The 25099-nt window shown below is 72.2% G+C and carries 24 protein-coding genes and 1 riboswitch; of the genes, 7 read left to right on the forward strand and 17 right to left on the reverse strand.

The window, feature by feature from the left end; translation table 11 throughout:
- Positions 1 to 15: 15 nt before the first annotated feature.
- The gene (locus ACH4UK_RS32200) at positions 16 to 186 is read right to left on the reverse strand and encodes a DUF5133 domain-containing protein (RefSeq protein WP_398362030.1); all 171 of its coding nucleotides are present in this window, start codon (positions 184 to 186) and stop codon (positions 16 to 18) included.
- A 330-nt stretch (positions 187 to 516) separates the two neighbouring features.
- On the opposite strand from ACH4UK_RS32200, the gene ACH4UK_RS32205 reads away from it, so the two are divergent.
- Positions 517 to 765, forward strand: coding sequence for a hypothetical protein (locus ACH4UK_RS32205; RefSeq protein WP_398362032.1), 249 nt, complete (start codon positions 517 to 519; stop codon positions 763 to 765).
- A gap of 113 nt (positions 766 to 878) precedes the next feature.
- On the opposite strand, the gene ACH4UK_RS32210 is transcribed toward ACH4UK_RS32205, so the two are convergent.
- From ACH4UK_RS32210 to ACH4UK_RS32265, 12 genes are all read right to left on the reverse strand, one after another.
- Positions 879 to 1007, reverse strand: coding sequence for an LPFR motif small protein (locus ACH4UK_RS32210; protein WP_398362034.1), 129 nt, complete (start codon positions 1005 to 1007; stop codon positions 879 to 881).
- A 172-nt stretch (positions 1008 to 1179) separates the two neighbouring features.
- A complete protein-coding gene (locus ACH4UK_RS32215; protein ID WP_032791721.1) occupies positions 1180 to 1383 on the reverse strand; it encodes a cold-shock protein in 204 nt (67 codons plus the stop codon).
- 233 nt (positions 1384 to 1616) lie between these two features.
- Positions 1617 to 1982: a hypothetical protein gene (locus ACH4UK_RS32220; RefSeq protein ID WP_398362035.1), complete on the reverse strand. Its 366-nt coding sequence runs from the start codon at positions 1980 to 1982 to the stop codon at positions 1617 to 1619.
- A gap of 66 nt (positions 1983 to 2048) precedes the next feature.
- Positions 2049 to 2366, reverse strand: a complete 318-nt coding sequence (locus ACH4UK_RS32225; RefSeq protein ID WP_398362037.1) for a hypothetical protein — start codon at positions 2364 to 2366, stop codon at positions 2049 to 2051.
- On the reverse strand, positions 2363 to 2803 hold the full coding sequence (locus ACH4UK_RS32230; protein WP_398362039.1) for a hypothetical protein: 441 nt from the start codon (positions 2801 to 2803) through the stop codon (positions 2363 to 2365). The genes ACH4UK_RS32225 and ACH4UK_RS32230 overlap by 4 nt, the downstream gene beginning before the upstream one ends.
- Position 2804: 1 nt before the next feature.
- Positions 2805 to 3671, reverse strand: a complete 867-nt coding sequence (locus tag ACH4UK_RS32235; RefSeq protein WP_398362040.1) for a hypothetical protein — start codon at positions 3669 to 3671, stop codon at positions 2805 to 2807.
- A 103-nt stretch (positions 3672 to 3774) separates the two neighbouring features.
- Positions 3775 to 4173, reverse strand: coding sequence for a DUF6221 family protein (locus tag ACH4UK_RS32240; RefSeq protein ID WP_398362042.1), 399 nt, complete (start codon positions 4171 to 4173; stop codon positions 3775 to 3777).
- A 94-nt stretch (positions 4174 to 4267) separates the two neighbouring features.
- Positions 4268 to 4723, reverse strand: coding sequence for a VOC family protein (locus ACH4UK_RS32245; RefSeq protein ID WP_398362044.1), 456 nt, complete (start codon positions 4721 to 4723; stop codon positions 4268 to 4270).
- Positions 4724 to 4764: 41 nt separating this feature from the next.
- Positions 4765 to 6444 (reverse strand): MFS transporter, encoded by a 1680-nt coding sequence (locus ACH4UK_RS32250; RefSeq protein WP_398362046.1) that lies wholly within the window; start codon positions 6442 to 6444, stop codon positions 4765 to 4767.
- A gap of 156 nt (positions 6445 to 6600) precedes the next feature.
- Positions 6601 to 7617, reverse strand: coding sequence for an NAD(P)/FAD-dependent oxidoreductase (locus ACH4UK_RS32255; RefSeq protein ID WP_398362048.1), 1017 nt, complete (start codon positions 7615 to 7617; stop codon positions 6601 to 6603).
- A complete protein-coding gene (locus ACH4UK_RS32260; RefSeq protein ID WP_398362050.1) occupies positions 7614 to 8141 on the reverse strand; it encodes an isoprenylcysteine carboxyl methyltransferase family protein in 528 nt (175 codons plus the stop codon). The genes ACH4UK_RS32255 and ACH4UK_RS32260 overlap by 4 nt, the downstream gene beginning before the upstream one ends.
- Positions 8142 to 8196: 55 nt before the next feature.
- A complete protein-coding gene (locus ACH4UK_RS32265) occupies positions 8197 to 9249 on the reverse strand; it encodes a type III polyketide synthase (RefSeq protein ID WP_398362052.1) in 1053 nt (350 codons plus the stop codon).
- Between the two features lie 118 nt (positions 9250 to 9367).
- On the opposite strand from ACH4UK_RS32265, the gene ACH4UK_RS32270 reads away from it, so the two are divergent.
- The 4 genes from ACH4UK_RS32270 to ACH4UK_RS32285 all read left to right on the forward strand — a co-directional run bounded on the left by ACH4UK_RS32270 (position 9368) and on the right by ACH4UK_RS32285 (position 15069).
- Positions 9368 to 10246, forward strand: a complete 879-nt coding sequence (locus tag ACH4UK_RS32270; RefSeq protein WP_398362054.1) for a UbiA family prenyltransferase — start codon at positions 9368 to 9370, stop codon at positions 10244 to 10246.
- Between the two features lie 164 nt (positions 10247 to 10410).
- The gene (locus tag ACH4UK_RS32275; RefSeq protein ID WP_398362056.1) at positions 10411 to 13362 is read left to right on the forward strand and encodes a CARDB domain-containing protein; all 2952 of its coding nucleotides are present in this window, start codon (positions 10411 to 10413) and stop codon (positions 13360 to 13362) included.
- Between the two features lie 130 nt (positions 13363 to 13492).
- Positions 13493 to 14572, forward strand: a complete 1080-nt coding sequence (locus ACH4UK_RS32280) for a dihydrodipicolinate reductase (protein ID WP_398362058.1) — start codon at positions 13493 to 13495, stop codon at positions 14570 to 14572.
- The gene (locus ACH4UK_RS32285) at positions 14569 to 15069 is read left to right on the forward strand and encodes a carboxymuconolactone decarboxylase family protein (RefSeq protein WP_398362060.1); all 501 of its coding nucleotides are present in this window, start codon (positions 14569 to 14571) and stop codon (positions 15067 to 15069) included. The genes ACH4UK_RS32280 and ACH4UK_RS32285 overlap by 4 nt, the downstream gene beginning before the upstream one ends.
- A gap of 54 nt (positions 15070 to 15123) precedes the next feature.
- Here the strand turns inward: ACH4UK_RS32285 and ACH4UK_RS32290 are convergent, their stop codons facing one another.
- Positions 15124 to 16767 (reverse strand): GMC oxidoreductase, encoded by a 1644-nt coding sequence (locus ACH4UK_RS32290; RefSeq protein ID WP_398362062.1) that lies wholly within the window; start codon positions 16765 to 16767, stop codon positions 15124 to 15126.
- A 145-nt stretch (positions 16768 to 16912) separates the two neighbouring features.
- On the reverse strand, positions 16913 to 17767 hold the full coding sequence (locus ACH4UK_RS32295) for a transglycosylase SLT domain-containing protein (RefSeq protein WP_398362064.1): 855 nt from the start codon (positions 17765 to 17767) through the stop codon (positions 16913 to 16915).
- Positions 17768 to 17771: 4 nt separating this feature from the next.
- A riboswitch (cyclic di-AMP (ydaO/yuaA leader) is annotated at positions 17772 to 17959 on the reverse strand.
- A gap of 451 nt (positions 17960 to 18410) precedes the next feature.
- On the opposite strand from ACH4UK_RS32295, the gene ACH4UK_RS32300 reads away from it, so the two are divergent.
- Positions 18411 to 19802, forward strand: coding sequence for an FAD-dependent oxidoreductase (locus ACH4UK_RS32300; protein ID WP_398362066.1), 1392 nt, complete (start codon positions 18411 to 18413; stop codon positions 19800 to 19802).
- A 15-nt stretch (positions 19803 to 19817) separates the two neighbouring features.
- Here ACH4UK_RS32300 and ACH4UK_RS32305 read toward each other — a convergent pair whose 3' ends face one another.
- On the reverse strand, positions 19818 to 22430 hold the full coding sequence (locus ACH4UK_RS32305) for a SpoIIE family protein phosphatase (protein WP_398362068.1): 2613 nt from the start codon (positions 22428 to 22430) through the stop codon (positions 19818 to 19820).
- A gap of 83 nt (positions 22431 to 22513) precedes the next feature.
- Positions 22514 to 23131, reverse strand: coding sequence for a hypothetical protein (locus tag ACH4UK_RS32310; protein WP_398362070.1), 618 nt, complete (start codon positions 23129 to 23131; stop codon positions 22514 to 22516).
- A gap of 245 nt (positions 23132 to 23376) precedes the next feature.
- Here ACH4UK_RS32310 and ACH4UK_RS32315 point away from each other — a divergent pair, with 245 nt between their 5' ends.
- Positions 23377 to 25098: a helix-turn-helix domain-containing protein gene (locus ACH4UK_RS32315; RefSeq protein WP_398362072.1), complete on the forward strand. Its 1722-nt coding sequence runs from the start codon at positions 23377 to 23379 to the stop codon at positions 25096 to 25098.
- Position 25099: the final 1 nt, after the last annotated feature.

The raw sequence follows: 25099 nt of genomic DNA on the forward strand, positions 1-25099 counted from the left end.
GACGATCGGCGGCGGTCAGGCGGAGACGACGGCGTCGCCCTCGGGCCGGACGCCGGGCAGCCGGTGGCGGGCGGCGGTCGGCGCGCTGCCGGCATCGCCCGCACCGCCGCCCTCCGCGTGCAGCGCACGCAGTACCTCGTCCTGCTCGATCGAACGGAGCAGTACCGTGGGATGGGCCATCAGCATGCGGAGCAGCCTTTCGCCGGATTCGTCGGGTGACGTCTCGCGCCCGGGTGGGGCAACGCCCCGGGTACCCAGGCGCGGGAAAGCCACACACCCCGGGTGACGCGTCCGCCGCTCCGTACCGCGCGACGCGCTCCCGGCCGGTGGCCCGGAGCTCCCAATATGGCCGGGCGCCGCGGGCCCCGCATCTTCTCCCGGAGCGCGGCGCGGGAGGCCGGGCACGTGTCGGGGGCCTCACCCGGCCCGGGGACTGCTTCGCCCGGCAGTGGGTACCCACCAGAGCGCATCACCTGTCCCCCCGGTCGCACCGGGGCCGTACGGAAGGAAGCTCTCATGACCGACCGCAGGCCGGAAGGCACCGCCTACACCGGGGCTTCCGGCAGCCCGCCCCCCGTGCCGGCGGACCTGCCTGATCAGCAGACCCAGGAGGGCGAGGACGCTCTCGACATTCCGATCCCGGACCGGGTGGCCCGCGCCGGCGGGCACCCCGAGCCGGACGAGGCCGGGGCCGGCCGGGACGCGCCGCGCAACGCGGGAGCCCATCCCGACCGGCATCCGACCCCGGAGGAGTCGACGGACTGACCGACCGGTGCGGCCGACCGGGCCGCCCCGCGCCCCCGGCCCCTGCCGGGACACCACTGAGCGCGTAGGCAGGTGCCCCGACCCTTCTTGGGTCGGGGCACCTGCCTACGCGCTCAGTGGTGTCCGCGCGCACTGCTCGACGCACCCCCGAACAGCCTGGCCAGGGCCCGGAAGGGCAGCGTGACCACGGTGGCAATGGCTGCCCCGATGGAGCGGAGTACATCTGCGATGGCCTTGAGCATGGGTCGCCCTCCATTCCCGCCCGGACCTTCCGGAAGTTCCGAAACGATCGGTGCGAGAGTGCACGCGTACCCGGCGCACTGCACCTCAACCAGGAAGCCGCCCGACGGTCCGGAACGCCCTGAAGCCCCGGAGCGCGATGCGCTCCGGGGCTTCAGGGTCGGTCAACCCGGATCAGGCGGTGGTGATGTTCTCCGCCTGGGGGCCCTTCTGGCCCTGGGTGATGTCGAAGGTCACCGCCTGGCCTTCCTGAAGCTCACGGAAGCCGGAGGAGTTGATGTTGGAGTAGTGCGCGAAGACGTCGGGACCGCCGCCGTCCTGCGCGATGAAGCCGAAGCCCTTTTCCGAGTTGAACCACTTGACGGTTCCGCTGGCCATGCCCGTACCTCTCAGCAGTAAACGGATCCGCACCGCGCGGACCCGGAGGTGATCGCCCTGGTTCTCAGGCACTGCACAGCAAAACGCCCGCGCCAGGCGCGGGCAGGTACTGCGAACCACGACATCTTCCGGCGACGCTACACGGCGGGATCACTCCTCACCAGAGAGCAACGCCATTTTGCTGTGGATCACCTTCATGATCTCCGGTCCGTATCCCACCGACTACGGTCCGTTCAGGGCCTGTCGGCACCCCGGGCGACGCTCCGCGCCCACAGGACCAGCGGCACCTGGAGCGGCAGCCGGACGCCGGCCGCGAGCCGCTGCGGCCGGGGCCGGTGACGCCAGTCGAGGGCCATCTGCACATTGGCCGGAAACACCCCGACAAAGAAGGCCGCGGTCATCCGGGCGGCGGGCGCCCGGGTCCCGGGGTGCGCGAGACCCGCGGCCAGGGCGAGTTCGACCACTCCGCTGGCGTACGTCCAGGTACGGGGCTTTCCGGGCAGGATCCTGGGCACGGTGCCGTCGAAGGCTCGAGGCACGGCGAAGTGGAGCACCGCCGCCCCGCCCATGAGCCCGGCGGAACGCGTCTGGCGGGACATGCTTCTCCTTCGGCGACGGGACTTACTTGCCGGTAAGCTACGGGTTCCCGGCGCGTCGCGCACCCTTCAGGGCGCCAGCAGCCGCCACAGCAGCAGCAAGCCCACACCGCAGACGAGGAGTCCGGCCAGCAGCGCCAGCGTGCCCCGGCGCACGTTGTCGGGCTGGAAGCCGCCGAGCACGCTGAAGCACAGCCGGGCGCCGTAGGCCACGGCCAGCACCCCGCACAAGGTGACGGCGACCCCGGCCGCGATGGCGTCCCACTGGTCCTCGAACGCCCGTTGGTAGGGCCCCGGCTTCCGGGTGGCCAGTACGTATCCGGCCGAAGTGAACAGGGCGGCGGGGAAGGCAACGAGGCCGAAGAAGACCGTCAGGCGTCGGATCACCGGAAGGACCCCGCTTCCACGGGGAAGCGGGAGAGGCGTTCACGGACCGACCGCTTCAGCCGTTCCTCCCACCGGTCGCGCTCGGCGACATGGGTGAACAGCTCCCGCATCCGGTTCACCTCTTCGATCATGGCGTGCTCCTCCTCCGCGAACCGGCGGTTCAGCGGCCGTTCGATCAGCAGCAGGAGGGCGACGCACGCCCCGAGCGAGAGCACCGCCACGGCCAGACCGACCACCAGGAGCACGCCCCCGGGGCCGTCACCCGTGGCGGCGGCGAGCGCCAGCACCGCCGGGATCAGCACCGCGAGGGCGACCGAGGCGATCCGGGGCCGGCGGACCCGCCGCTGCCGTGCGCTCAGGGCCTGCACCCCGGCCAGCCGCCGTTCCGCGGCCGCCAGCATCCGCAGGAACGCCGCTCCACCGTCGATCGCGGCCATGTCAGTCCCCGTTCCGCTGCGAGATGAGCTCCTGGAGTTCCTGACCGAAATGGGTGCGCAGCGCGCCGATCTGCGCGTCGTCCAGCTGGGAGGTCCGCGCGGGCAGCCCGGGAAGGAACTGGTGGCGGATGAGCCGGGAGGCCATCGGGAGGACGGACAGGCGCAGCGACGTCTCGTTCTCCAGGTCCCGCAGGAGGGCCGCGAACGGGGACTCGCGGCGGGCCCGGCCGGGGATGTAGTGGTCGCGCGCCTCGTCGAGCCGCTCCCAGTACAGGTCGCTCTTGGACACCGCGATGATCAGCCAGCGCAGCCGCGTGGCCAGTTGCCCGTCGATGATCGCGTCGACCAGGAGACGGAAGTCGGCCGCCTCCTTGCGCAGGTGCCAGTTCCGTACGGCTTCCTGGTCGACGACGCCGTCGGCGGCGAGCGCGTCGTGGACGTCGCGCTGCGAACCGCGCTGCCAGATCCTGTTGTGCCCCCAGCAGACGACGTGCACGATGCCGTGCGGCGAGGCCTCGCCCCGCATCGTGTCGTGCAGGGCCCGTTCGCGCTGGGTGGACAGCTGCCCCGGAATGACGGTGACGGCGGCCCGGGTGCGGCGGTTGCCGGAGCGCAGGACCGTGGCGTGCTTCTCGATGTCGGGGCTGCGGGAGCTGTCGCTGTCGCCGGTGCGGATCGACTGCGTCAGCGCGTCGTACAGAACGCTCTTGCCCGCCCCCGCCTCGCCGGTGACGGCGATGGGGTTGACCGAGAGGCCGAGCCGCCCGTGCAGCGTGGCCGCGGCCGCCCCCACTCCGGGGCCGCCGCCGTCGACGGCGTGCCGGACGCTCTCCCATCGCGATCGGGTGTTCTCCCAGACGTCGGGCACGCGCGCAACTCCCCCGGGTAGGCCGATGGGGAGATGCTATCGATCAACTGGACCCGACGCACCGGCACTTGTCGGATTCATGGGCGGCCGGGGGAACGGGGTGCTATTGGATGAACCGGGGCAGCCAGCGCGCCTGGTAGTGGGGGTGGCCCGCGTACTCGGCGGCGAGCTGCCGGACGGCGAAGCCGAGACCCACCGCACGGCCGGAGCGGAAGTCGTCGGCCGGCCGGTCGGTGTCCAGGTCGGCCACCTCGACGTACTCGCCGACCATGACACGGTTCGTCTCGATGCGCTCCAAAGTGCGCGCGGGGTCCTGCAGGGCGATGTGCTGGTCGAAGCCCCGGCCCCGCACCGTGAACGCCACCCCGCCGGTGCGGTCGTGGACCTCGCCCGGCACATCGGCCGGGCACCGCCATCGGTCCCCGCCGGCGGCCAGTGCGACGTGTTCCTCGTCGGCGAGCCGCGCCCGGACGAAGGCCACCATGTCTGCGTTGCCGCCCATTGAATGCCGCTCCCTTGCGCTGATGGATCTCTGCACTCGATACGGGGAGCATTCTGATGGACCGGACGCGGCACGATCCACCTCCGCATCCGGTTCACCCCACCGTGTCCCCCGCTCCGCCCGCGGCCCGGTCGGCGAGGAGCCGGTGCAGGGGTTCGGTCTCCCGGCGGCGGTACTCCTGCACCGCCCAGCCGTTGCCGTCCGGGTCGGTGAAGTACATGAAGGTCGCCCCGTCCTCGGGGGCGAACCGCTGCGGCTCGGAGACCTCGACGCCCCGGCCCACCAGCTCGGCGTGCGCGGCCTCGATGTCGGTGACGCAGAGCTGGAGGCCGTGGTACGTGCCCGGCTGCGGGGTTCCCGTCGGGTTGGGCAGTCCGTCGGTGAGGGCGATCGAACAGCCGGAGCCGGGTGGCGTCAGCTGGACGACGCGGGCGCCCGGCATCACCTCTCCGTCGAGGTCGACGGCGAAGCCGAGCTTGTCCCGGTAGAAGTCCCGGGCCCGGTCGACGTCGGTCACCGGGAGCACGATCACTTCGAGGGTCCAGTCCATGACACAGCGCCCTTTCTCGGGTCGGGAGGGATTGTCCGCGGTCAGTGTCCGCCGCCCGGCGGGCCCTTGTCGGGGTCCGTCGCCGGGGCCTCGTCGCCGTCCCCGGCCTCCCCGGCCGCCGCTCCGACCATGCCGGTCCGCCCGCCGTCCCCGGCTGCTCCGCCGTCCGCTCCCTCGTCGGCGATCGGCGTCGAGCCGCCGCGGAGGCGGGCCAGGTCGGAGGGCCGGACCTGGATGATGAACAGGGCGACCAGGGCGGCGAAGACGGCGAAACAGGCCGCGACGACGAAGGCGCTGGAGACGCCCGAGGTGAGCACCTCGTCGCCCCAGGGCGGTGGCAGCTCGCCGGTCCTGCGGAACTCCAGAAGCTGCGCGGGCGTGCCCTCCTGGAGGAATCGCGGCACCTGGTCGTCCGCCGCGTTGCGGCTGGCCGTGCCGAACGTCGTGACCAGGATCGACAGCCCCAGGGACCCACCGACCTGCTGGGTGGCGTTGAGGATGCCGGAGGCAGCGCCCGCCTCCTTCGGGGCGACGCCCGACACCGCCATCAGGGTCAGCGACACGAACTGCATGCCCATGCCGAAGCCGAACACGAGCATCGGACCGAGGATCGAGCCGAGGTAGGAGCTGTGGACATCGGTCAGCGTCAGCCAGCCGAGCCCGACGGCGGCCAGGAGCGCGCCCACCACCATGAAGGGTTTGGGTCCCCACCGGGGCAGCAGTTGGGAGGCCAGCCCGGCGCTGACCGCGATGACGGCGCTCACCGGCAGGAAGGCGAGGCCGGCCCGCAGGGGGCTGAAGTCGAGGACGTTCTGCACGAAGAGGGTCAGGAAGAAGAACATCCCGAACATCGCCGCGGCGAGGCTGAGCATCATCGCGTAGGTCCCGGCGCGGTTGCGGTCGCGGAACATCCACAGCGGGGTGATGGGCTGTCTGGAGCCGCTCTCGACGGCGATGAACACGCCGAGGAACACCACGGCCGCGGCGAACGAGCCGAGCGCGACCGGGTCGGACCAGCCCTCCTCGGAGGCGCGGATGAAGCCGTAGACCAGCAACACCATGCCGAGCGTCGAGGTGAGGGCGCCCGCGATGTCGAAGTGGCCCGGATGGCGTTCGGACTCGCGGATGTAGCGGGGGGTCGCGAAGGCGATCAGCAGACCGATGGGGACGTTGACGAACAGCACCCAGCGCCAGTCGAGCCACTCCACCAGCACTCCGCCCGCCAGCAGTCCGATCGCGCTGCCGCCCGCCGAGACGGCGGCGAACACCCCGAACGCGCGGTTGCGTTCGGGGCCCTCGCGGAAGGTGGTGGTGATCAGCGACAGGGCGGTGGGCGAGGCGATGGCCCCGCCGACGCCCTGGAGGGAGCGGGCGGCCAGCAGCTGCCAGCCCTCCTGGGAGAGCCCGCCGAGCAGCGAGGCGAAGACGAAGAGGAGCACCCCGAAGATGAAGACCCGGCGGCGGCCGAGGATGTCGCCGAGACGTCCGCCGAGCAGCAGCAGGCCGCCGAAGGTCAGGGTGTAGGCGTTGATCACCCAGGAGAGGTTCTCGGTGGAGAACCCCAGGTCCTTCTGCATGTGCGGAAGCGCGATGTTGACGATGGTGACGTCGAGCACCACCATCAGCTGGCACGAGGCGATGACCAGCAGTGCCAGTCCGCTGCCCCGCTGCCGTTCAGGGGTCTTCGCCGGATGCGCGGGTGTCGCGTGGGAGCCCGTCATAGTGGGGTTCGTCTCTCGTGCCGAGGGCAGTGCGCCCCGTGGGGGCGGCCGGTCTCTCCGTCGGTCGGGTGAACGCGGGCGTTCACCCGACCGACGTTATGCCGGAACCGGGGGCCCCGCCAATCGAGCGCCGAGCGGCCCGCGCGGGCCCCTCGTTCACTGGAGCGCGTGGACCGCGGCGCGGAAGACGGCGGGGGCCCGGTGGGCCGCGGCGACGATCAGCCGGCCCGAGGACGGGTGGCCCGCGGCGCCCAGCAGCGCCGCCGTGAGCAGGCGGTAGCGCCGGGTGGCCCGCGCCCATCGGCGGGGGTAGTCCTCGGGCCGCCCGGCGGTCAGGCAGTCGACCGCGGCCGTCGCGGTGGCCACCGCGAGGGCGATGCCCTCGCCGGTCAGGGCGTCCACATAGCCCGCGGCGTCGCCGACCAGCAGGACGCGTCCGGCCCGGAGGCCGAGCGCCCGTTGACGCAGTGGACCGGCCCCGCGTACGGGGGTGGCCTCGGGACCGCCCGTGAGCCGGGCCGCGAGGGCGGGGAAGGCGGCCAGGTGCCGGTCGTAGGGGCGGCGGTCGCGGCTCAGGACGGCCACCCCCACCAGACGCTCGCCGACCGGGGTCACGTACGCCTCACCGTGCCGGGACCAGTGCACCTCGACGTGGTCGGTCCACGGGGCGAGCGCGTAGTGGCGGCGCAGCCCGTAGCGTCCGGGCCCGGGGACGGGCCGGTCGAGGCCCAGGGTGCGGCGCAGCGGCGAGTGGAGGCCGTCGGCCGCGATGAGCCAGCGCGCCCGGATGCCGGCGGCCGTGACGGTGCGCTCGTCCTGCCGGACCTCACCCACCTTCCCGGTGACGACGCGTACGCCGAGGGCGGCGGCCCGCTCGTGCAGGGCGGCGTGGAGCTCGGTGCGGCGGACGCCCGCGCCGGGGCCGCCCCGGAACGCCGCCTCGGCGGTGCGCCGGCCGTCGGTGTACCGGATGCCGCGCAGTTCGTGGCCGGCCACCCGGATGCCGAGGTCGCGCAGGGCCGCGACGCCGCCGGGCATGATGCCCTCGCCGCACGCCTTGTCGACGGGGGCGGTGCGCGGTTCGACGACCACCGCCTCCAGGCCCCCGGTCGCGGCCGCGATCGCGGCGGCCAGTCCGGCCGGTCCGCCGCCGGCGACCAGGACGTCGATCACGCCGGTGCGTCGACGGCCGGGAGCCGGGCCAACGCCCGGTCCTCGCAGCGGATCCGTACGGCCATGAGCGCGGCGTTGAGGGCGGTGAACACCAGGGCGGTCACCCACGCCCCGTGGACCAGGGGCAGGGCGAGGCCCTCGGCGGCGACGGCGACGTAGTTGGGGTGGCTCAGCCACCGGTAGGGGCCGCCGGTGACGCGGGGCAGGCCGGGGACGATGATGACGCGGGTGTTCCAGCGGGGGCCGAGCGCACGGATGCACCACCAGCGCAGCGCCTGGGCGGCCACCACGACGAGGACCATCGTCCAGCCGAGGACGGGCGGGAAGGGCCGGTCGGCGAACCCGACCTCGGCCAGGCAGCCGACCAGCAGCGCGGTGTGCAGGGCGACCATCGCCGGATAGTGCCCGCGGCCCGATTCGACGCCGTCGCGGGCCAGGCTCCAGCGGGTGTTGCGGCGGGCCACGACGAGTTCGGCGAGGCGCTCGGCGGCGACGGCCAGTACCAGGAGGGTGTACCAGGTCATATAGGGCTTCCGTTCACGGGCGGGCGCGGGTGTCGGGTCATCGGGTCTCTCCGTCCTACCAGCGCAGCAGCACCAGTTCGCAGCAGAATCCCGGGCCCATGGCCAGCAGCAGCCCGGGGGTGCCCGGCTCCGGCCGGCGCTGTTCGATGGTGTCGCGCAGGACGTGCAGGACCGAGGCCGAGGACAGGTTGCCGACGTCGGCCAGCGAGCGCCAGGTGACGTCGAGCGCGCCGTCGGGCAGGTCGAGGACCTCGGTGACGGTCTCCAGTACCTTGGGGCCGCCCGGGTGGCACACCCAGTGGGCGACGTCCTTCGGTTTGAGACCGTGTTCGCCGAGGAACTCCCGTACGTCGTCGGCGAGATAGCGGCGGACGACGTCGGGCACCGCCGGGTCGAGGACCACGGTGAAGCCGGTGGAGCCGATGTCCCAGCCCATGACGTGCTCGGTGTCCGGGTACATCCGGCTGCGGGTGGCCACGATCTCGGGCCCGGCGACGGCCCGGCGGCCGCCGAGGGCGACCAGGGCGGCCGCGCCGTCGCCGAACAGCGCGGTCGCCACCAGGTTGGCGGGCGAGGTGTCGTGGCGTTGGAAGGTGAGGGAGCAGAGCTCGACCGACAGGAGCACGGCGACGTCGTCGGGGCGGCCGAGGAGGTAGTCGTGGAGCCGGGCCGTGCCGGCGGCTCCGGCGACGCAGCCGAGGCCGAAGACGGGCAGTCGTTTGACGTCGGACCGCAGTCCGAGGCGGGTCACGAGCCGGGCGTCGACGGAGGGGGCGGCGATGCCGGTGACGGAGGTGAACAGCAACAGGTCCACGTCGGTGGGCCGCAGCCCCGCCGCCCGCAGTGCGCCGCGGACGGCCTGGGCGCCGAGGTCGACGGCGGACCGGATGAACACGTCGTTGGAGTCGCCGAAGCCGTCGAGGTCGCGGTAGCCGTCCAGCGGCAGCACGGTGTGCCGGTTGCGGACGCGGGCGTTCTCGTGGAGCCGGTCCAGGACGCGGCGGTCGGCGCCGGGCGGCAGGCAGGTGCGGGCCACCATGTCGGTGACCTCGCGCTGGGTGTGGCGATGGGGCGGCAGGGCCCCGTGCACCGCGGCGATGCGGGTCATCCTGCCTCCTGCTTCGGTGGCGTCATGACACCATCCTGCCCACAACGGGTGGGGAATCGCGGCAAGGGACCCGCCCGGTCGCCGTATTGACGGGGCGACAGCCCCCTACGATCGCCTGATGGACGCCACGGACAGGGTGAGCGCGGCCGGCGCGGAGCCGGCCGGCGCGGGGCGGCGGGGCCGGGCCGCGGGGCTCGCTCTGGCGTGCCACCCGGGTCCGGCGTTCGCGGTCACCGCGCTCGCCTGTGCCCTCGCTCTGGGCTCCGGTCTCGGCGGCCCCCGCTCCGCCCTGGTCACGGCGGCGGTGTTGACCGGTCAGCTGTCGGTGGGCTGGTGCAACGACGCGTACGACGCACGGCGTGACGCCCGCGCCGGCCGGCGGGGGAAGCCCGCGGCCGACGGCACGGTCGAGACCGGCGCGGTGTGGGCGGCGGCGACGATCGCGCTCGCCCTGTGCGTACCGCTCTCGCTGGCCTGCGGCGCCCTGGCGGGCGCGGTGCACCTCGCCGCGGTCGCGGCCGCCTGGCTCTACAACCTGCGGCTGAAGGCGACCGCCCTGTCCTGGCTGCCGTACGTGGTCGGATTCGGCGCCCTGCCCGCCGCCGTCGCCCTCTCCCTGCCCGGCGGACCGGGGCCCCGGTGGTGGACGGTGACGGCCGGGGCCCTCCTCGGGTTCGCGGCGCATCTGGCCGACACGCTCCCGGACATCGCGGCGGACCGGGCGGCGGGGATCCGGGGTCTCCCGCACCGGTTGGGCGACCCGGGGACCCGGCTGCTGCTGCCGCTGCCGCTTCTCGGCGCCACGGCGGTGCTGGCGCTCGGGCCGCCCGGACCGGTGGACGCCGGGGGTGCAGCGGCGCTCGTGCTGGCCGGCGCGGCGGCGCTCGCGGGTCCGGCGCTCGGCCGCCGGTGGCGCAAGGCCGCCCTGGCCGGAGCGGTGGCCGTGGCGGCGGTGGACGTGGTGCTGCTGCTGGCCATCGGTGCGCCCACGCCCTGAACAGAGCGGCCCCTCCGGCTGCCTGACATGACGTCACTTCGCACATCCAGATGACATGGCCATGCGAAGACCGTTGACAAATCCGAAACAGGGCAGAAATCTATGAACCTCTGAGCGCAAAAGATTGACTTGCCGACTCAATTATTGTGGAAGCAGAGGACGTCATGAGATGCAAACGAGCGACCAGGCGGTCGATCAGCGGACTGCTGATAGCCGGACTGGCCTCCGTCGGACTCCTGCCCGTGGCCGCGAGCGCGGCTGAGGCCACCGATCTGGCCCGGGGCAAGACCGTCACCGCCAGCGGATCGCACGGCGGATTCCCGGCCGCCAACGCCAACGACGGCGACGTCGGCAGCTACTGGGAGTCGAACGGCCTCCCGGCCGACCTCACGGTGAAGCTCGGCGCCGACGCGGACCTGGAGTCCGTGGTGGTCAAGCTCGCCCCGGACGCGATCTGGGCGAGCCGGACGCAGGACATCCAGGTGCTCGGCAAAACCCAGGACGGCACCGCCTTCACCTCACTGCGGGCCCGCGCCGGCTATGCGTTCGACCCGGCCGGCAACCAGAACACGGTGACCATCCCGGTGGACGGACGGGTCGCCGACCTCCAGCTGAAGTTCTTCTCCAACACCGGTGCGCCCGGCGCGCAGGTCGCCGAGATCCAGGTGCTGGGGACGGCCGCGCCCAACCCCGACCTCACCGTGAGCGCCCTGTCCTGGAGCCCCTCGTCCCCGTCCGAGACGGACGACATCACGGTCGAGGGGACCGTCCGCAACATCGGTTCGGCCGCCTCCCCCGCGACGACCGTCAATGTGAGCCTGGGCGGGGTGGTCGTGGGCAGCGCCCCGGTCGGCCCGCTCGCCGCCGGCGCCTCCGAGGAGGTCTCGGTCGAGGCGGGCAAGCGGTCGCAGGGCTCCTACGCCGTCTCGGCGCTGGTCGACCCGACCGACACGGTCGTCGAGTCGGACAACGCCAACAACAGCCGCACCACCGCCTCCCCGCTGGTGGTCGGACAGAGCCCCGGCCCGGACCTGGAGGTCCGCTCCATCACCTCCAGCCCGTCCAACCCGGCCGTCGGCGCGGCGGTCTCCTTCACCGTGGGGGTGCACAACCGCGGCACCAGCGCGGTGAGCGCGGGCACCGTCACACGCCTGGCCGTCGGCTCCACCACCCTGAACGGCACCACCCCGGCCATCGCGGCGGGCGCGACCGCGAACGTGACGGTCAGCGGCAGCTGGACGGCGGCGAGCGGCGGCGCCACGCTGACCGCCACCGCGGACGCCACGAACCTGGTCGCGGAGACCAGCGAGAGCAACAACGTGTTCGCCCGCTCCATCGTGGTCGGACGCGGCGCGGCCGTGCCGTACACGGAGCTGGAGGCCGAGGCCGCCGACTACGAGGGCACACTGCTGCAGTCCGACGCCGTGCGCACCTTCGGGCACACCAACTACGCCACCGAGTCCTCCGGCCGCGAGTCGGTGCGGCTCGACTCCACCGGTGAGTTCGTCGAGTTCACCTCGACCGCTCCGTCGAACTCCGTCGTCGTGCGCAACTCCATCCCCGACGCGCCGGGCGGTGGCGGCCGCGAGGCGACCATCAGCCTGTACGCCGACGGAGAGTTCGTCCGCAAGCTCGACCTCTCCTCGAAGCACAGCTGGCTGTACGGGAACACCGACAGCCCCGAAGGGCTCACCAACACCCCCGGCGGCGACGCCCGGCGGCTGTTCGACGAGTCCCACGCGCTGCTCGCGCAGACCTATCCGGCCGGCACGAAGTTCCGCCTCCAGCGGGACGCGAGCGACAACGCCGCCTTCTACGTCATCGACCTGATCGACCTGGAGCAGGTGGCAGCGCCCTCGGCCCAGCCGTCGGGCTGCGTGTCCATCACCACGTACGGCGCGGTGGCGAACGACGGGATCGACGACACGGACGCGATCCAGCGCGCGGTGACGGCGAACCAGGAGGGCGAGATCGACTGCGTGTGGATCCCGGCGGGCCAGTGGCGCCAGGAGCAGAAGATCCTCACCGACGACCCGCTCGACCGGGGCCAGTGGAACCAGGTCGGCATCTCGGACGTGACGATCCGGGGCGCGGGCATGTGGCACTCCCAGCTCTACACCCTGACCCCGCCGCACGAGGCGGGCGGGATCAACCATCCGCACGAGGGCAACTTCGGTTTCGACATCGACGACAACACGCAAATCTCCGACATCGCGATCTTCGGCTCCGGCACCATCCGCGGCGGCGACGGCAACCAGGAGGGCGGCGTCGCGCTGAACGGCCGCTTCGGCAAGGACACCAAGATCAGCAACGTCTGGATCGAGCACGCCAACGTGGGTGTCTGGGCCGGCCGCGACTTCGACAACATCCCCGACCTGTGGAACCCGGGCGACGGCGTCGAGTTCACCGGCGTGCGGATTCGCAACACCTACGCCGACGGCATCAACTTCGCCAACGGCACGCGCAACTCCACGGTCTACAACTCGTCGTTCCGCAACACCGGCGACGACGCGCTCGCCGTCTGGTCCAGCAAGTACGTCAAGGACCAGTCCACCGACATCGCCCACGACAACAGCTTCCGCAACAACACGATCCAGCTGCCCTGGCGCGCCAACGGCATCGCGATCTACGGCGGTTACGACAACAGCATCGAGAACAACATCATCTCCGACACCATGAACTACCCGGCCATCATGCTGGCCACCGACCACGACCCGCTGCCCTTCTCCGGGGAGACGCTGATCGCGGGCAACGCCCTGTACCGCACCGGCGGAGCCTTCTGGAACGAGGACCAGGAGTTCGGCGCGATCACCCTCTTCCCGCAGAACCTGCCGATCCCCGGCGTCACGATCCGCGACACGGACATCATCGACTCCACCTATGACGGGATCCAGTTCAAGACGGGCGGCGGTCTGATGCCGGACGTCACGATCGAGAACGTCCGGATCGACAAGTCCAACAACGGCTCCGGGATTCTCGCGATGGGCGGTGCGCGCGGCAACGCGACCCTGTCCGACGTGACCATCACCGACTCGGCCGACGGCGACGTGCTGATCGAGCCCGGCTCGCAGTTCACGATCTCCGGCACCCCGAACGGCGCACGGGCCAAGCGGTAGGCCCTGGCGACGCCTTGTACGGTTCCCGGGCCGGCGGATCACCGCCGGCCCGGGAACTCCCTTTTGTCCCGTCGGATTTGGTCCTGTCACGGCTCTGGGAAGTGCAAGGCCCGGCCGCTACCCTCCGCGCATGATTCCCACGGTTGTCTGGGGTACCGGCAACGTCGGCCGCGCGGCGATCCGCGCCGTCGAGGCCCATCCGGCACTGACACTCGCCGCCGTCCTCGTGCACGATCCCGCCAAGGTCGGCCGCGACGCCGGCGAGCTCGGCGGGGTCGGGCGCACGCTCGGGGTCGCGGCCACCGACGACATCGCCGCCGTCCTGGCCGCCCGTCCGCGCGCGGTGGTCTACGCGGCGTCCGGCGACATCCGCCCCGACGACGCACTCGCCGACATCGGCCGGGCGATCCGGGCCGGCGCGGTGGTCGTCACGCCCTCCCTCTATCCGCTCTACGACCAGCGCAACGCCCCACCGGAGCTGCGGGACCCGGTGCTGGCCGCCGTCGCCGAGGGCGGCGGCTCGCTCTTCGTCTCCGGCGTCGACCCCGGCTGGGGCAATGACGTGCTGCCCCTGCTGGTCAGCGGTCTCGGCACCGAGGTGGACGTCATCCGCTGCCAGGAGATCTTCGACTACTCCACGTACGAGCAGGAGGAGTCGGTGCGCCATCTGATCGGCATGGGGCACCCGATGGACTACGAGCCGCTGATGCTGGCGGAGAGCGTTCCGACGATGGTGTGGGGCGGTCAGATACGTCTCATGGCGCGGGCGCTGGGCGTCGAGCTCGACGAGATCCGCGAGACCCTGGACCGCCGGGCGCTGGAGAGAGAGGTGCAGACCCGCACGATGGGCGGGTTCGCGGCGGGCACGCAGGGCGCCGTGCGCTTCGAGGTGCAGGGCATCGTGGACGGCGTGCCCCGCATCGTCATCGAGCACATCACCCGTATTCATCCCTCGTGCGCGCCCGACTGGCCCTCCCCGCCCGACGGGGTGGGCGCGCACCGGGTGGTGATCGAGGGCCGTCCCCGTATCGAGGTGACGGTCGAGGCCTCCGACGAGGGCGAGAACCGGTCGGCGGGCGGGAACGCCACCGCGGTCGGACGGCTCGTCTCGGCGATCGACTGGTTGGTGGACGCGAAACCGGGCCTGTACGACGCACTCGACGTTCCGCTGCGGCCTGCGGTCGGCAGGCTGGGAAGGAGACCGGCATGATCATCGATATTCCGGAGGGCCAGGAGCCCATCGGCTACGTATGGGGGGAGATGGTCCCCGGCATCGGCATGGCCGCGGCCACCTTCTCCATGTCCGTGTACGAGCACACGACGCTGGGGCTGCGGGAGTTCGAGGCGGCGCGGCTGCGGGTCGCGCAGATCAACGGGTGCCTGTTCTGCCTGGACTGGCGGACCGAGCGGGACGGGGCGAAGGTCGAGGAGGCGTTCGCCGCGGCGGTGATCCAGTGGCGTACGACCGATGCCTTCGACGAGCGGACCCGGCTGGCGGCGGAGTACGCCGAGCGGTACACGCTCGACCATCACGGTCTCGACGATGCCTTCTGGAAGCGGATGACCGCGCACTACAGCCAGGCGGAGATCGTGGAGCTGACGATGAGCATCGGCTCGTGGCTGGCGTTCGGGCGGCTCAACCATGTGCTGGGGATCGACGCGGTGTGCGTTCTGCCGGGTCACCGGGAAAGGGTCGAACACCCCTGACGGAGTCCGGGGCCGCCGGGTTGGCACTCCCGGCCCCGGGCTCTCCGTGGTCACCTACAGATCGGTCGCGATGATCCGCTCGATGTTGCGCTCGGCGAGCGCGGTGATGGTGACGAACGGGTTGACGCTGGTGTTGCCGGGGATCAGGGCGCCGTCGATGACGTACAGGCCCGGGTAGCCGTGCAGCCGGCCGTAGTTGTCGGTGGCCTTGTCCAGGACCGCGCCGCCCAGCGGGTGGTAGGTGAGGTGGTCGCCCCAGATCTTGTAGACGCCGAAGAGGTCCGTGCGGTAGATCGTGCCCTCCTTCTGGTTGATCTTGTCGAAGATGGTCTTCGCGGCGTCGATGGACGGCTGCTTCCACGCCGTCTGCCAGTTCAGCTCCGCCTTGCCCGCCGCCGCGTTCCAGGTGAACTGGGCGCGGTTGGGGTTCTTGGTGATCGACAGGTAGAACGAGGCCCAGGTCTCGATCCCGGTGGGCAGCGGAGCGACTTCGGCGAACGCTCCGCCGGCGTCCCAGTTGTCGATGCCGCCGGTGGGGATGGAGGACTGCACCTGCCCCGTCGGGTCCCAGAGGTGGTTGGCGCGGCCGCACATGACGTTGCCGTTGTCGCCCCAGCCCTTGCCGATCTCGTTGTTGAGGAGCGGCAGCGCACCGGTGGCCTTGAGGCCGACGAGCAGCTTGCTGGTGCCCACGCTGCCCGCGGCGAAGAACACCTTGTCCGCGGTGACGGTCTTGGTGACGGTGGTCTGGCCGCTGGTGTCGAGCTGGTCGATGAGCACCGTGTAGCCGCCGCCCGGGGCGGGGGTGACGGTGGTGACCTTGTGGAGCGGGGTGATGGTGACCCGGCCGGTGGCCTTGATCCGGTCGATGTAGGTCTTCTGGAGCGACTTCTTGCCGTAGTTGTTGCCGTAGAGGATCTCGGCGTCCAGGGCTGACTTGGGGACGGTTCCGGCCGCCTCCTGCTTCATGTAGTCCCAGTCGTAGACCGCGGGCACGAAGAGGAACGGGAAGCCGGAGCGCTGGGCGTGTTTTCGGCCGACCCGGGCGTACTGGTAACAGTCGACGGTGTCGAACCACGCGGGATCGATGGTGGTGACGCCCAGCCCGCTGTTGGCGCGCGGGTAGTAGGTGCTGTACATCTCCTCGGCGTTCACCGTCGGGAGGATGGCGCCGAAGTTCTCCCGGCGCGGGGTGACGGCCATGCCGCCGTTGACCAGGGACCCGCCGCCGACGCCGCGGCCCTGGTAGACCGTGATGCCGGAGAACTCCTCCGCGTCCAGGATGCCGGTGTAGCGGTTGACGTTCTTGTCGATGGGGAAGCCGAGGAAGTTGCTCAGCGGCTGCTTGGTGCGGGTCCGCAGCCAGAACGAGCGGTCGTCCGGTCTGGTGGTGTTGGCGAAGATCTTGCCGTCCGCGCCCGGGGTGTCCCAGGCCATGCCCATCTCGATCATGTGGACGTCCGTGCCGGCCTGGGCGAGCCGGAGGGCGGCCACGGAGCCGCCGTATCCGGTGCCGATGACCAGGACCGGCACATGGGCGCCGGAGCCGATCGGCGCCGCTGCCGTGCGGACGCTCGCCCATGACGGCGCGGCGGGTCCGGCAAGCGCCGCGGCCCCCAGAAGAGAACCTGTTCCTGTGATGAACCTTCGACGCGAGACACCCTTGGCCTCGCCATCCTGCGTGGTAGCGTCACTCATGTGACATCCCTCACTCTCGACAGAGTGCAACAGGTTCTACTGTCGATCGCGTGGTAAGTCACTAGAAACTTGGGGGTAACTTCCCGTACAGGCCTGAGGGGCCCCGGACCGTGGTCCGGGGCCCCTCAGGCCTGTACGGGAAGGCTCAGTACGCGCCGAAGACGTTGTCGATCGAGCCGTACCGGTCCGCGGCGTAGTTGCACGCGGCCGTGATGTTGGCGACCGGGTCGTAGCTGTCGGTCGAGGTGCCGGGCACGTGGTAGGCCTGGAAGGTCGGGTCGATGACCTGGAGCAGCCCCTTGGACGGGGTGCCCTTGACCGCGTTGGAGTCCCAGTTGTTGATCGCGGCCGGATTGCCGGAGGACTCGCGGATGATGTTGCGGTGGATGCCCTCGTAGGTGCCGGGGATGCCCTGCTCGGCCATGACGGCGAGCGACTCCTTGATCCAGCCGTCGAGGTCGTTCGTGTAGGTGACGGCGCTCTTCTCGGCGGCCGGAGCGGCCTGTGCCACGGGGGCGGCGTCGACGCGCTCCGAACGGTCGGCGCGGTCCGCCGAGGCGCCGCGTGCGGCGGACGGGGAAGCCTTGCCAGCCTTGCCAGCCTTGCCGGCCTTGGCGTCCGACGGGGCGGCGGCCTTGCTTCCGAGGGTCAGCTTGACACCCGGGTGAATAAGGTCGGGATTCCCTCCGACGATCTTCCGGTTGCCTTCGTACAGCTTCTTCCAGCCGCCGCTGACGGAATGCTCGCGGGCGATCTTGGAAAGCGTTTCGCCGGCCACCACGGAATGCTGGGCGGGTGCGGCGCGCACGGCGGAATCAGCCGATGCGGCCACCGAGGCGGGCACCACGGCCTGCGGCGCGGCGGCGGGCGCAGGGGCCGCGAAGGCGCTGGTGGCGCCGATGACCGGCAGGGCGAGAACGGCTCCGCCGGTGGTCATGGCGGCGAGGCCGCGGCTCAGCGAGGTGGACTTGGGACGGCGGTGCTTACCCTGTGCGGGCATGGGGAATTCCTCTCCGGCGCCTGCGAGGTGAGCTGTCGGGTTCAGACGGGAGATGTCTGGCCGCACGAAGATGCGACTTCACCCCAAGCCGTTCCGGTTACGGATCGGCGACTTACCTGGGTCCCCCGCTCCTGCCGTACGTGAGTGGGTTTCGGATTCCCGGACGGCGGCAGGATTCGGCGTTCCATCCGGATTGACGGTGACCGTAGGCGAGAAACGCGGAACAGAACAACCCCCGCATTCCGCTTTCCCTTTTCCACGCAAGATCGAATGGCGGAATTCCCGGATCGGGCCGTGCCGCCACGGCGTCAACTTTCTTCGCACAGAAGGGAACCGATGGATCCGCTTCTGCGTCCGCACCCTCGGACGTGACGCTCACCACTCCCTCGCGGTGATGGCCAAAACAGGCCTAGGCAAATGCCTCAACAATCCCAATAGACCCTTTATGGATGAGTGAACCAAAAGAGCCAAATCGACCATATCGGCACAAGGAAAGGGATCAATCGGTCACTCGCGACAGGGCCGGTCGACGAGCCCGCGGGACGATCGCTTACGGTGTGGGGTGGAGACTAGTAAGCCAACCCTTACCTCCGACGTACGCTGTACCTGCCCGCGTTCGCCCGCCCCGAAGGAACACCACGCCATGACACGCCCCGTCCGCGTCGCCATTGTCGGAGCCGGCCCCGCCGGTATCTACGCTGCGGACGCGCTGCTCAAATCCGAGGTCTGCCAGGACCCGGGGGTCTCCATCGACCTCTTCGAGCGCATGCCCGCGCCCTTCGGCCTGATCCGTTACGGCGTGGCCCCCGACCACCCGCGCATCAAGGGCATCGTCAAGGCCCTGCACCAGGTGCTGGACAAGCCCCAGATCCGGCTCTTCGGGAACGTCAGCTACCCCGATGACATCGGCCTGGACGACCTGCGGTCGTTCTACGACGCGGTGATCTTCTCCACCGGCGCCGAGGCCGACCGGGCGCTCGACATCCCCGGCATGCAGCTGGACGGTTCCTACGGCGCGGCCGAGTTCGTCTCCTGGTACGACGGGCACCCCGAGGTCCCGCGCACCTGGCCGCTCACCGCGGAGAAGGTCGCCGTGCTCGGCGTGGGGAACGTGGCCCTGGACGTGGCCCGCGTCCTGGCCAAGACGGCGGACGAGCTGCTGCCCACCGAGATCCCGGACAACGTGTACCAGGGCCTCAAGGCGAACAAGGCGCTGGAGGTGCATGTGTTCGGGCGGCGTGGCCCGGCGCAGGCCAAGTTCAGCCCGATGGAGCTGCGGGAGCTGGACCACTCCCCCAACATCGAGGTCATCGTCAACCCCGAGGACATCGACTACGACGAGGGCTCCATCGCCACCCGGCGCGAGAACAAGCAGGCCAACATGGTCGCGCAGACCCTGGAGAACTGGGCGATCCGGGACGTCGGCGACCGCCCGCACAAGCTGTTCCTGCACTTCTTCGAGTCCCCGGTCGAGATCCTCGGCGACGACGGCGAGGTCGTGGCGCTGCGCACCGAGCGCACCGAGCTGGACGGCACCGGCAACGTCCGGGGCACCGGCCGGTTCACCGACTGGGACGTGCAGAGCGTCTACCGGGCCGTCGGCTACTACTCGGAGGAACTGCCCAAGCTCCCCTTCGACGTGGCCTCCGGCACCGTCCCGCACGAGGCGGGCCGCGTCATCTCCGGTGACGAGCACATGGCCTCGGTCTACGTCACGGGCTGGATCAAGCGCGGCCCCATCGGTCTGATCGGGCACACGAAGGGCGACGCCAACGAGACCGTCGCCTGCGTCCTGGAGGACCGCGCCGCCGGCCGGCTGCCCGAGCCCGCCACACCCGCTCCGGAGGCCGTCGAGGCCTTCCTGCAGGACCGGGACGTGCGGTACACCACCTGGGAGGGCTGGCACAAGCTGGACGCCCACGAGCAGGCGCTCGGTGCGGCCCAGGGCCGTGAGCGGATCAAGGTCGTGGAGCGCGAGGGCATGCTGGAGGCCTCCGGCTCCTTCGTGCCGGCCGAGCGCCCCGCCGACGCCTGATCGACGAGAGGCCTTCTAGGGGGCCGGATCCGGGGCTGCCGCCGAGCGCCCCGGGTCCGGCCCCCGGAACGTGCGCCACAGGTCCGGTCCAGGATGCCGGGCCGTCGGGGGCCGCCGGACGGTCGGGGTCTCGCCCCAGCGGGCGGCCAGCAGGATCGCGATGTCGTCCGGGCGGTCGGTGGCCGCTCTGGCCTCTCCGATGACCTGGTCGGCCGTCTCGGCCAGGGGTACCGTGCCGATGCGCTCCACGGTGGCGCGCAGCCGCTCGATCCCCTCGTCGATGTCCGTGCCGGGGCGCTCGATCAGCCCGTCCGTGAACAGGGCGAGCATCGCGCCCGGTTCGAGTCGCATCTGGGTGACGGGGTAGGACGCGCGCCCGTCGATCCCGAGCACGATGCCGCCGGGCAGGTCCAGCACTTCCGTCCGGCCGTCGGGCCGCCGCAGCACGGGCTGCGGATGCCCCGCCCGTACGGCACGGGCCACCCCGGTCTCCGGGTCGAAAGCGATGTAGCAACAGCTCGCGAACTGCCCCGGGTCGAGGTCGATGAGCAGCCGGTTGGTACCGCTGATCACCTCCTGCGGATCATGGTTGCTCAGCGCGAACGCCCGTACCGCACTGCGCAGTTGCCCCATCGTCGCGGCGGCGGCGACGCCGTGGCCCTGTACGTCCCCGATGACCAGGGCGAGTTCATGGCCGGTCTCGATGACGTCATACCAGTCGCCGCCCACGTCCATGCCCTGGGTGCCGGAGAGGTAGCGCCCCAGGGTGTCCACCCCGTCGACCTCCGGCAACCGGTGCGGCAGCAGGGCGTCCTGGAGCCCGCGGGCGAGGGCCACCTCGCTGTCGTAGCGCTGGGCGCGCTGCAGGGCCTGGGCGATGAGCCCGGCCAGGGCCGTCAGGACGGTGCGCTCCTCCGGACTGAAGCCGCGGGGCCGGTCGAAGCCGAGGATGCAGGAGCCGACGGGCCGCCCGGAGGCGATCAGCGGCAGGAACGCCCGCGCCCCGACGTCCGCGTCGATCGGGATGCCCGGATAGGCCTCGGCCAGGCGCTGCATGGACTCGAAGAACAGCGGGCGGCCCGTCGTCAGGGTCTCCACCCCGGGGATGTTCACGTCGAGCCCGACCCCGTCGAAGCGGTCGAGGAAGCCCTTGGGGAATCCCGTCTCCCAGGCCAGATGGAGATGGCGCTCGTTCAGCAGGTAGATGGCGAGCTGACGGCCGCCGAACGCGGGCAGCAGCTCCTCGGTGACCACCGCGGAGACCTGACGCGCCGTGACCGCCTCGGTCAGCGCGATGGCGAGGGCCACCGGCCGGTACAGCGCGGAGGAACGGTCGGCGGTCGAGCCGATGCCCAGGCCGGGTGTCGTCACGGAACCAGGGGCGTAGGCCGGCTGGTCGGTCGCCTGAAGGACCACGCTGATCCCGTCGTGACCCGGATACAGGGACACCGACAGCCAGCGCGAGGGCGGGCGCCGGGCGAGGAAGTGGACGGGCTCGTCGGCGATGAGAGCTGCCCGGTAGTGGTCCGCGTACGCCTCGTGGCCGAACCACGGCAGGGCCTGCCACACCACATGCCCCACGAGCTCCGCACGGGGGTGGCCGAGCAGCTCCTCGGCGAGGCCGTTGGCGTACGTGATCCGCCCGAGCCGGTCCAGGGAGAGGATGCCCCGGGGGAGCCGGTCGGCGGCCTCCGGCACGACCGGTCCCGCACCGAGGTCGACCAGGAAACCGGTCAGGTGGCCGGCGGCGGCATCGCCGTCCGGGTGGGTCCAGCGGCCGGAGAGCTCCAGCAGATGGGACCGGCCGTCGGGGCCTCGCAGCCGCATCCGGCGGACGACCGGCTCGGCCGATTCCACGGTCTGCCTGGCCAGCGCCCACAGCCCGTACACGTCCTCCGGGACCAGCCGTTCGGCGAGTGCGTCGACGGTGCCCGGGAAGGCGTCGGGTGCGAAGCCGAGGATCGCGCAGAGTTCATCGTCGGCGGCGACCTGCCCGGAGTGCAGGTCCCAGTCGAAGCGGCCGACCCGCACCGGGGGCGCGGTGGCGGCGGGCAGCTGCACGGGGACCGGTTCCGTCTCCCATACGCAGGAGACACCCCGCTGTTCCAGATCGGTGAGCGCGTCACCGAGCCGGTGGCCGAGGCGGTGCAGCCGGTCGCCGTCGGCGGGAGCGACGGGCTTGCCGGGTGTGGAGGCCCGCAGGACGGCGAGCACGCCCAGGCTCCCCCGGGGCCCGGCGATCGGCACCCACAGCGAACCGAACGGGAACGGCAGCCCGGCCATCAGCTGGGGAAACCGGCGCATCGCCTCCTCCGCGTCGCCGAGCAGCACGGGCCGCCCCGAGCGGTAGGCCTCGGACACCGGGAACGGGCGGTTCACATACATCCGCCACCAGGGCCGGAACAGCGGGGCCGGCAGTCCGGCGAGCACCGCGAGCCGGAGAAGTCCGGGCGTCCCGCTGGGCAGGTAGACGCCGCCCGCGTAGCCGTCGCTCGACTCGACGGCGCTGACGAGGGCCTGAGCGAGGACGAGCGACAGCTCGTCGGGCGCTCGGCCAGCGTCCTGCTCCCCGGCCGCGGTCCCGTTACCGGCGGGCGGGGGACGCCGGGTCGTATCGTGCCGGGTCACACAGCCAGCATGCTCCCGGTCCGGGGTACCGCGCACCTCCGCGACCGGCCGCTCCCCTGCGGCGGCCGGTCGCGGGGGCGGGATCAGTGCAGCTTGGCGACCGCGGTGCGGGTCGTCTTCCTGAACCCCTCGAGCGGTGCGCCGTCGAGTTCGCCGAGCTGCCCCCACTCGACGACGGTCACCGTCCTGCCGTCGCGGCCCACGGAGTAGAGCCCGATGTCGGTGGAGCCGACCTCCGGGTAGGACGTGTCGATGCTGTAGACGTGCGCGCCCTCCTCCACGTCGACGCGGCCCTGGTAGAACGCCTCCCCCTCCAGGCCGGGGTCCTGCTCCTTCAGCCGGTCGAGGCAGGTCTCCAGCGCGCTCCGCAGCTCGGCGGCGAGCGCCTTGGCCTGCGCGGTGGTGGCGGCGAGGGTGATGGTCTGGCGCGCGCCGGTGTCCAGCTCGGTGCGGAAGTCCCGGTGGCGGGTGCCGGTCGCCGGGGCGATTCCGGCGGTGCACACGGACCCTTCCTCGGGCACGCCCTGGCGTACCGGACCGGCCGTCCAGGGGGTGGTGGAGGCGGGCAGCTGGCCCGCGCTCAGGAACTTCGGAGGCGCGGGGGCCGGCGCCGGGGCCGCGGTGGCGGGGACCTGGCCCAGGGCGGTGACGGCCAGGCCCGTGACCGCGGCGGTCAGGACTGCGGTGCGGAGGGTGCGCATGGTGGGGTTCCCCGTTTCGGATGGTGCGGTCAGGTGGTCGTACGGCGTCGCACCGGGTCGTGCGGGGCCCGGCGAGGAGCCCTGCGTCGGCGGTGCGAGAACGGGCACCAGCCTCGTCCGCCGCCCCGGATCCGGACAAGCACGACACGGCTTCCCGCCGGGCTGGAACCGTCCCACCCCTGGTGACGTGGGTGTTCTCGGAGGGCTGGAACGCCCTGGAACGACGGCAGGGGAGGGCGAGCGGATTGGGTGGCGCCGAAGGGGCCGCACGGGCGGCGTTGGCGGACCGGCTGAACGCGCTGCGGGAGGAGTCGGGCCGGACGTACGCATCGCTGGCCCGCCGCATCGGGGTCAGCGGCTCGACGCTGCACCGGTACTGCACGGGGCGGACGGTGCCCGCGGAGTTCGCGCCCGTGGAGCGGCTGGCCCGGTGGTGCGGCGCACCGCCCGAGGAGCGTGAGGCGCTGCACCGCCTCTGGATCCTGGCGGACGGCGAACGGGTCGAGCGGCAGGGGGCGGCGGAGGCCGAGCAGGCGGGGGGCCTGGCGGTGGACGCCCCGACCGGGGGGACGGGGGTCGTGCCGGTGGACGCCCCCAGCGGGGAGACGGGGGCCTTGCCGGTCAACGCTCCGCACGGGGAGACGGCGTCGCCCGGGGAGCTCGTACGGCCCCGAACCGCCGAGGCCGCCGCCGAGCCGGGGCCGTCCGAGAAGCCGGGGCCGTCAGCGGATCCCGGGCCGCCCGCACATCCGGGGTCGACAACGGAAGCCGGGCCGCCCGCTCGCCCGGGGCCGACAACGGAACCCGGGCAGCCCGCACGTCAGGGGTCGTCAGCGGATCCCGGGCCGTCCGCTCCCCCGGGGCCGTCCGGCGGGGAGACTTCCCGTCCGGTGCCGTCGTACGTCGTCGGGGGCCCTGCCCCGAACGGGAACGGGTCCGTCCGGCGGCCGGTGTTCCGGTCCCGCCGGGCGCGCCGGTACGGGCAGGCGATCGGCGTCCTCGCCGCGGCGGTCCTCGTGCTCGCCCTGGTCGCCGCCTTCGCGGGGACGGGGCTGTCGGGTCCGGACCGGAGCCCGTCGGTGGCCCAACACCCGGGCGCGCCCCCGGCGGACACCCAGGAGCCCTCGCCTTCCGGCTCCCTCGGGTCCGGGAAGCCGCACAGCACGCCGAGCGGCACCCCGCGGGGGACTGCGTCCGGCAGCCCCCGGGCGGCCGGGCCGCCCGGCGTCGGGTCCCGCCAGGAGGTGCTCCCCCGGGCCTCCGGGCCCTCGCCGGGTCCGAAGGCCGGGCGGGTGCCGTTCACCTGGACCGGTGACGATCATGTCTGGAAGAACGGCTGCGACCACTCCTACCTCGTCGACCGGGCGCCCAGCGCCGTCCCGCCGCCCCCGGTGGAGGCCGACGCGGCCTCCTGGGCCGGAGCGCTCGGCGCGGTGCACGCCGGCGAGAGCGGTGTCCGGATCACGCTCCAGGGCCGGGACGAGCGGACCGTGGTGCTGGAAGCCCTGCGGATCCGGGTCGTCGAGCGCCGGGCCCCCGCGAAGGGCCGCGTCTACCGGATGAGCTCCGGCTGCGGCGGGGCGCTCACCCCGAGGATGTTCGACGTCGATCTCGACGTCCCCCGCCCCCTCGCGCGCTCGGTCGCGGGCAACGACTCCGGCGAGCCGATCGAGGCGGTCGCCTTCCCGTACACCGTCTCGGTCTCGGACCCGGAGGTCCTCCTGGTCACCGGCCGCACGGTGGGCTGCGACTGCGACTGGTACGCGGAGCTGGCCTGGAGCAGCGGCGGCCGGTCGGGGACCGTGCGCATCGACGACGGCGGGCGGCCGTTCCGTACAAGCGGGGCACGGGAGGATTCCGTGCTCGACTACGACACGGGCACCGGCCGCTGGGTGTCCGTCCAGGACGCCGCGGACGCCGGGGGCCCCGGCGAGGCCGGGACCGACGGGGAGACCGCCGCGTCCTGAG

It is taken from the genome of Streptomyces sp. NPDC020884, assembly GCF_044333935.1.
Classification (GTDB): Bacteria; Actinomycetota; Actinomycetes; order Streptomycetales; family Streptomycetaceae; genus Streptomyces.

Bases quoted from the DNA above. Each gene is read 5' to 3' on its own strand.
- ACH4UK_RS32200 (WP_398362030.1), bottom strand. From the start codon at position 186: ATGCTGATGGCCCATCCCACGGTACTGCTCCGTTCGATCGAGCAGGAC.
- ACH4UK_RS32205 (WP_398362032.1), top strand. From the start codon at position 517: ATGACCGACCGCAGGCCGGAAGGCACCGCCTACACCGGGGCTTCCGGC.
- ACH4UK_RS32210 (WP_398362034.1), bottom strand. From the start codon at position 1,007: ATGCTCAAGGCCATCGCAGATGTACTCCGCTCCATCGGGGCAGCCATT.
- ACH4UK_RS32215 (WP_032791721.1), bottom strand. From the start codon at position 1,383: ATGGCCAGCGGAACCGTCAAGTGGTTCAACTCGGAAAAGGGCTTCGGC.
- ACH4UK_RS32220 (WP_398362035.1), bottom strand. From the start codon at position 1,982: ATGTCCCGCCAGACGCGTTCCGCCGGGCTCATGGGCGGGGCGGCGGTG.
- ACH4UK_RS32230 (WP_398362039.1), bottom strand. From the start codon at position 2,803: ATGGCCGCGATCGACGGTGGAGCGGCGTTCCTGCGGATGCTGGCGGCC.
- ACH4UK_RS32240 (WP_398362042.1), bottom strand. From the start codon at position 4,173: ATGGGCGGCAACGCAGACATGGTGGCCTTCGTCCGGGCGCGGCTCGCC.
- ACH4UK_RS32245 (WP_398362044.1), bottom strand. From the start codon at position 4,723: ATGGACTGGACCCTCGAAGTGATCGTGCTCCCGGTGACCGACGTCGAC.
- ACH4UK_RS32250 (WP_398362046.1), bottom strand. From the start codon at position 6,444: ATGACGGGCTCCCACGCGACACCCGCGCATCCGGCGAAGACCCCTGAA.
- ACH4UK_RS32260 (WP_398362050.1), bottom strand. From the start codon at position 8,141: ATGACCTGGTACACCCTCCTGGTACTGGCCGTCGCCGCCGAGCGCCTC.
- ACH4UK_RS32265 (WP_398362052.1), bottom strand. From the start codon at position 9,249: ATGACCCGCATCGCCGCGGTGCACGGGGCCCTGCCGCCCCATCGCCAC.
- ACH4UK_RS32270 (WP_398362054.1), top strand. From the start codon at position 9,368: ATGGACGCCACGGACAGGGTGAGCGCGGCCGGCGCGGAGCCGGCCGGC.
- ACH4UK_RS32275 (WP_398362056.1), top strand. From the start codon at position 10,411: ATGAGATGCAAACGAGCGACCAGGCGGTCGATCAGCGGACTGCTGATA.
- ACH4UK_RS32280 (WP_398362058.1), top strand. From the start codon at position 13,493: ATGATTCCCACGGTTGTCTGGGGTACCGGCAACGTCGGCCGCGCGGCG.
- ACH4UK_RS32285 (WP_398362060.1), top strand. From the start codon at position 14,569: ATGATCATCGATATTCCGGAGGGCCAGGAGCCCATCGGCTACGTATGG.
- ACH4UK_RS32290 (WP_398362062.1), bottom strand. From the start codon at position 16,767: ATGAGTGACGCTACCACGCAGGATGGCGAGGCCAAGGGTGTCTCGCGT.
- ACH4UK_RS32295 (WP_398362064.1), bottom strand. From the start codon at position 17,767: ATGCCCGCACAGGGTAAGCACCGCCGTCCCAAGTCCACCTCGCTGAGC.
- ACH4UK_RS32300 (WP_398362066.1), top strand. From the start codon at position 18,411: ATGACACGCCCCGTCCGCGTCGCCATTGTCGGAGCCGGCCCCGCCGGT.
- ACH4UK_RS32310 (WP_398362070.1), bottom strand. From the start codon at position 23,131: ATGCGCACCCTCCGCACCGCAGTCCTGACCGCCGCGGTCACGGGCCTG.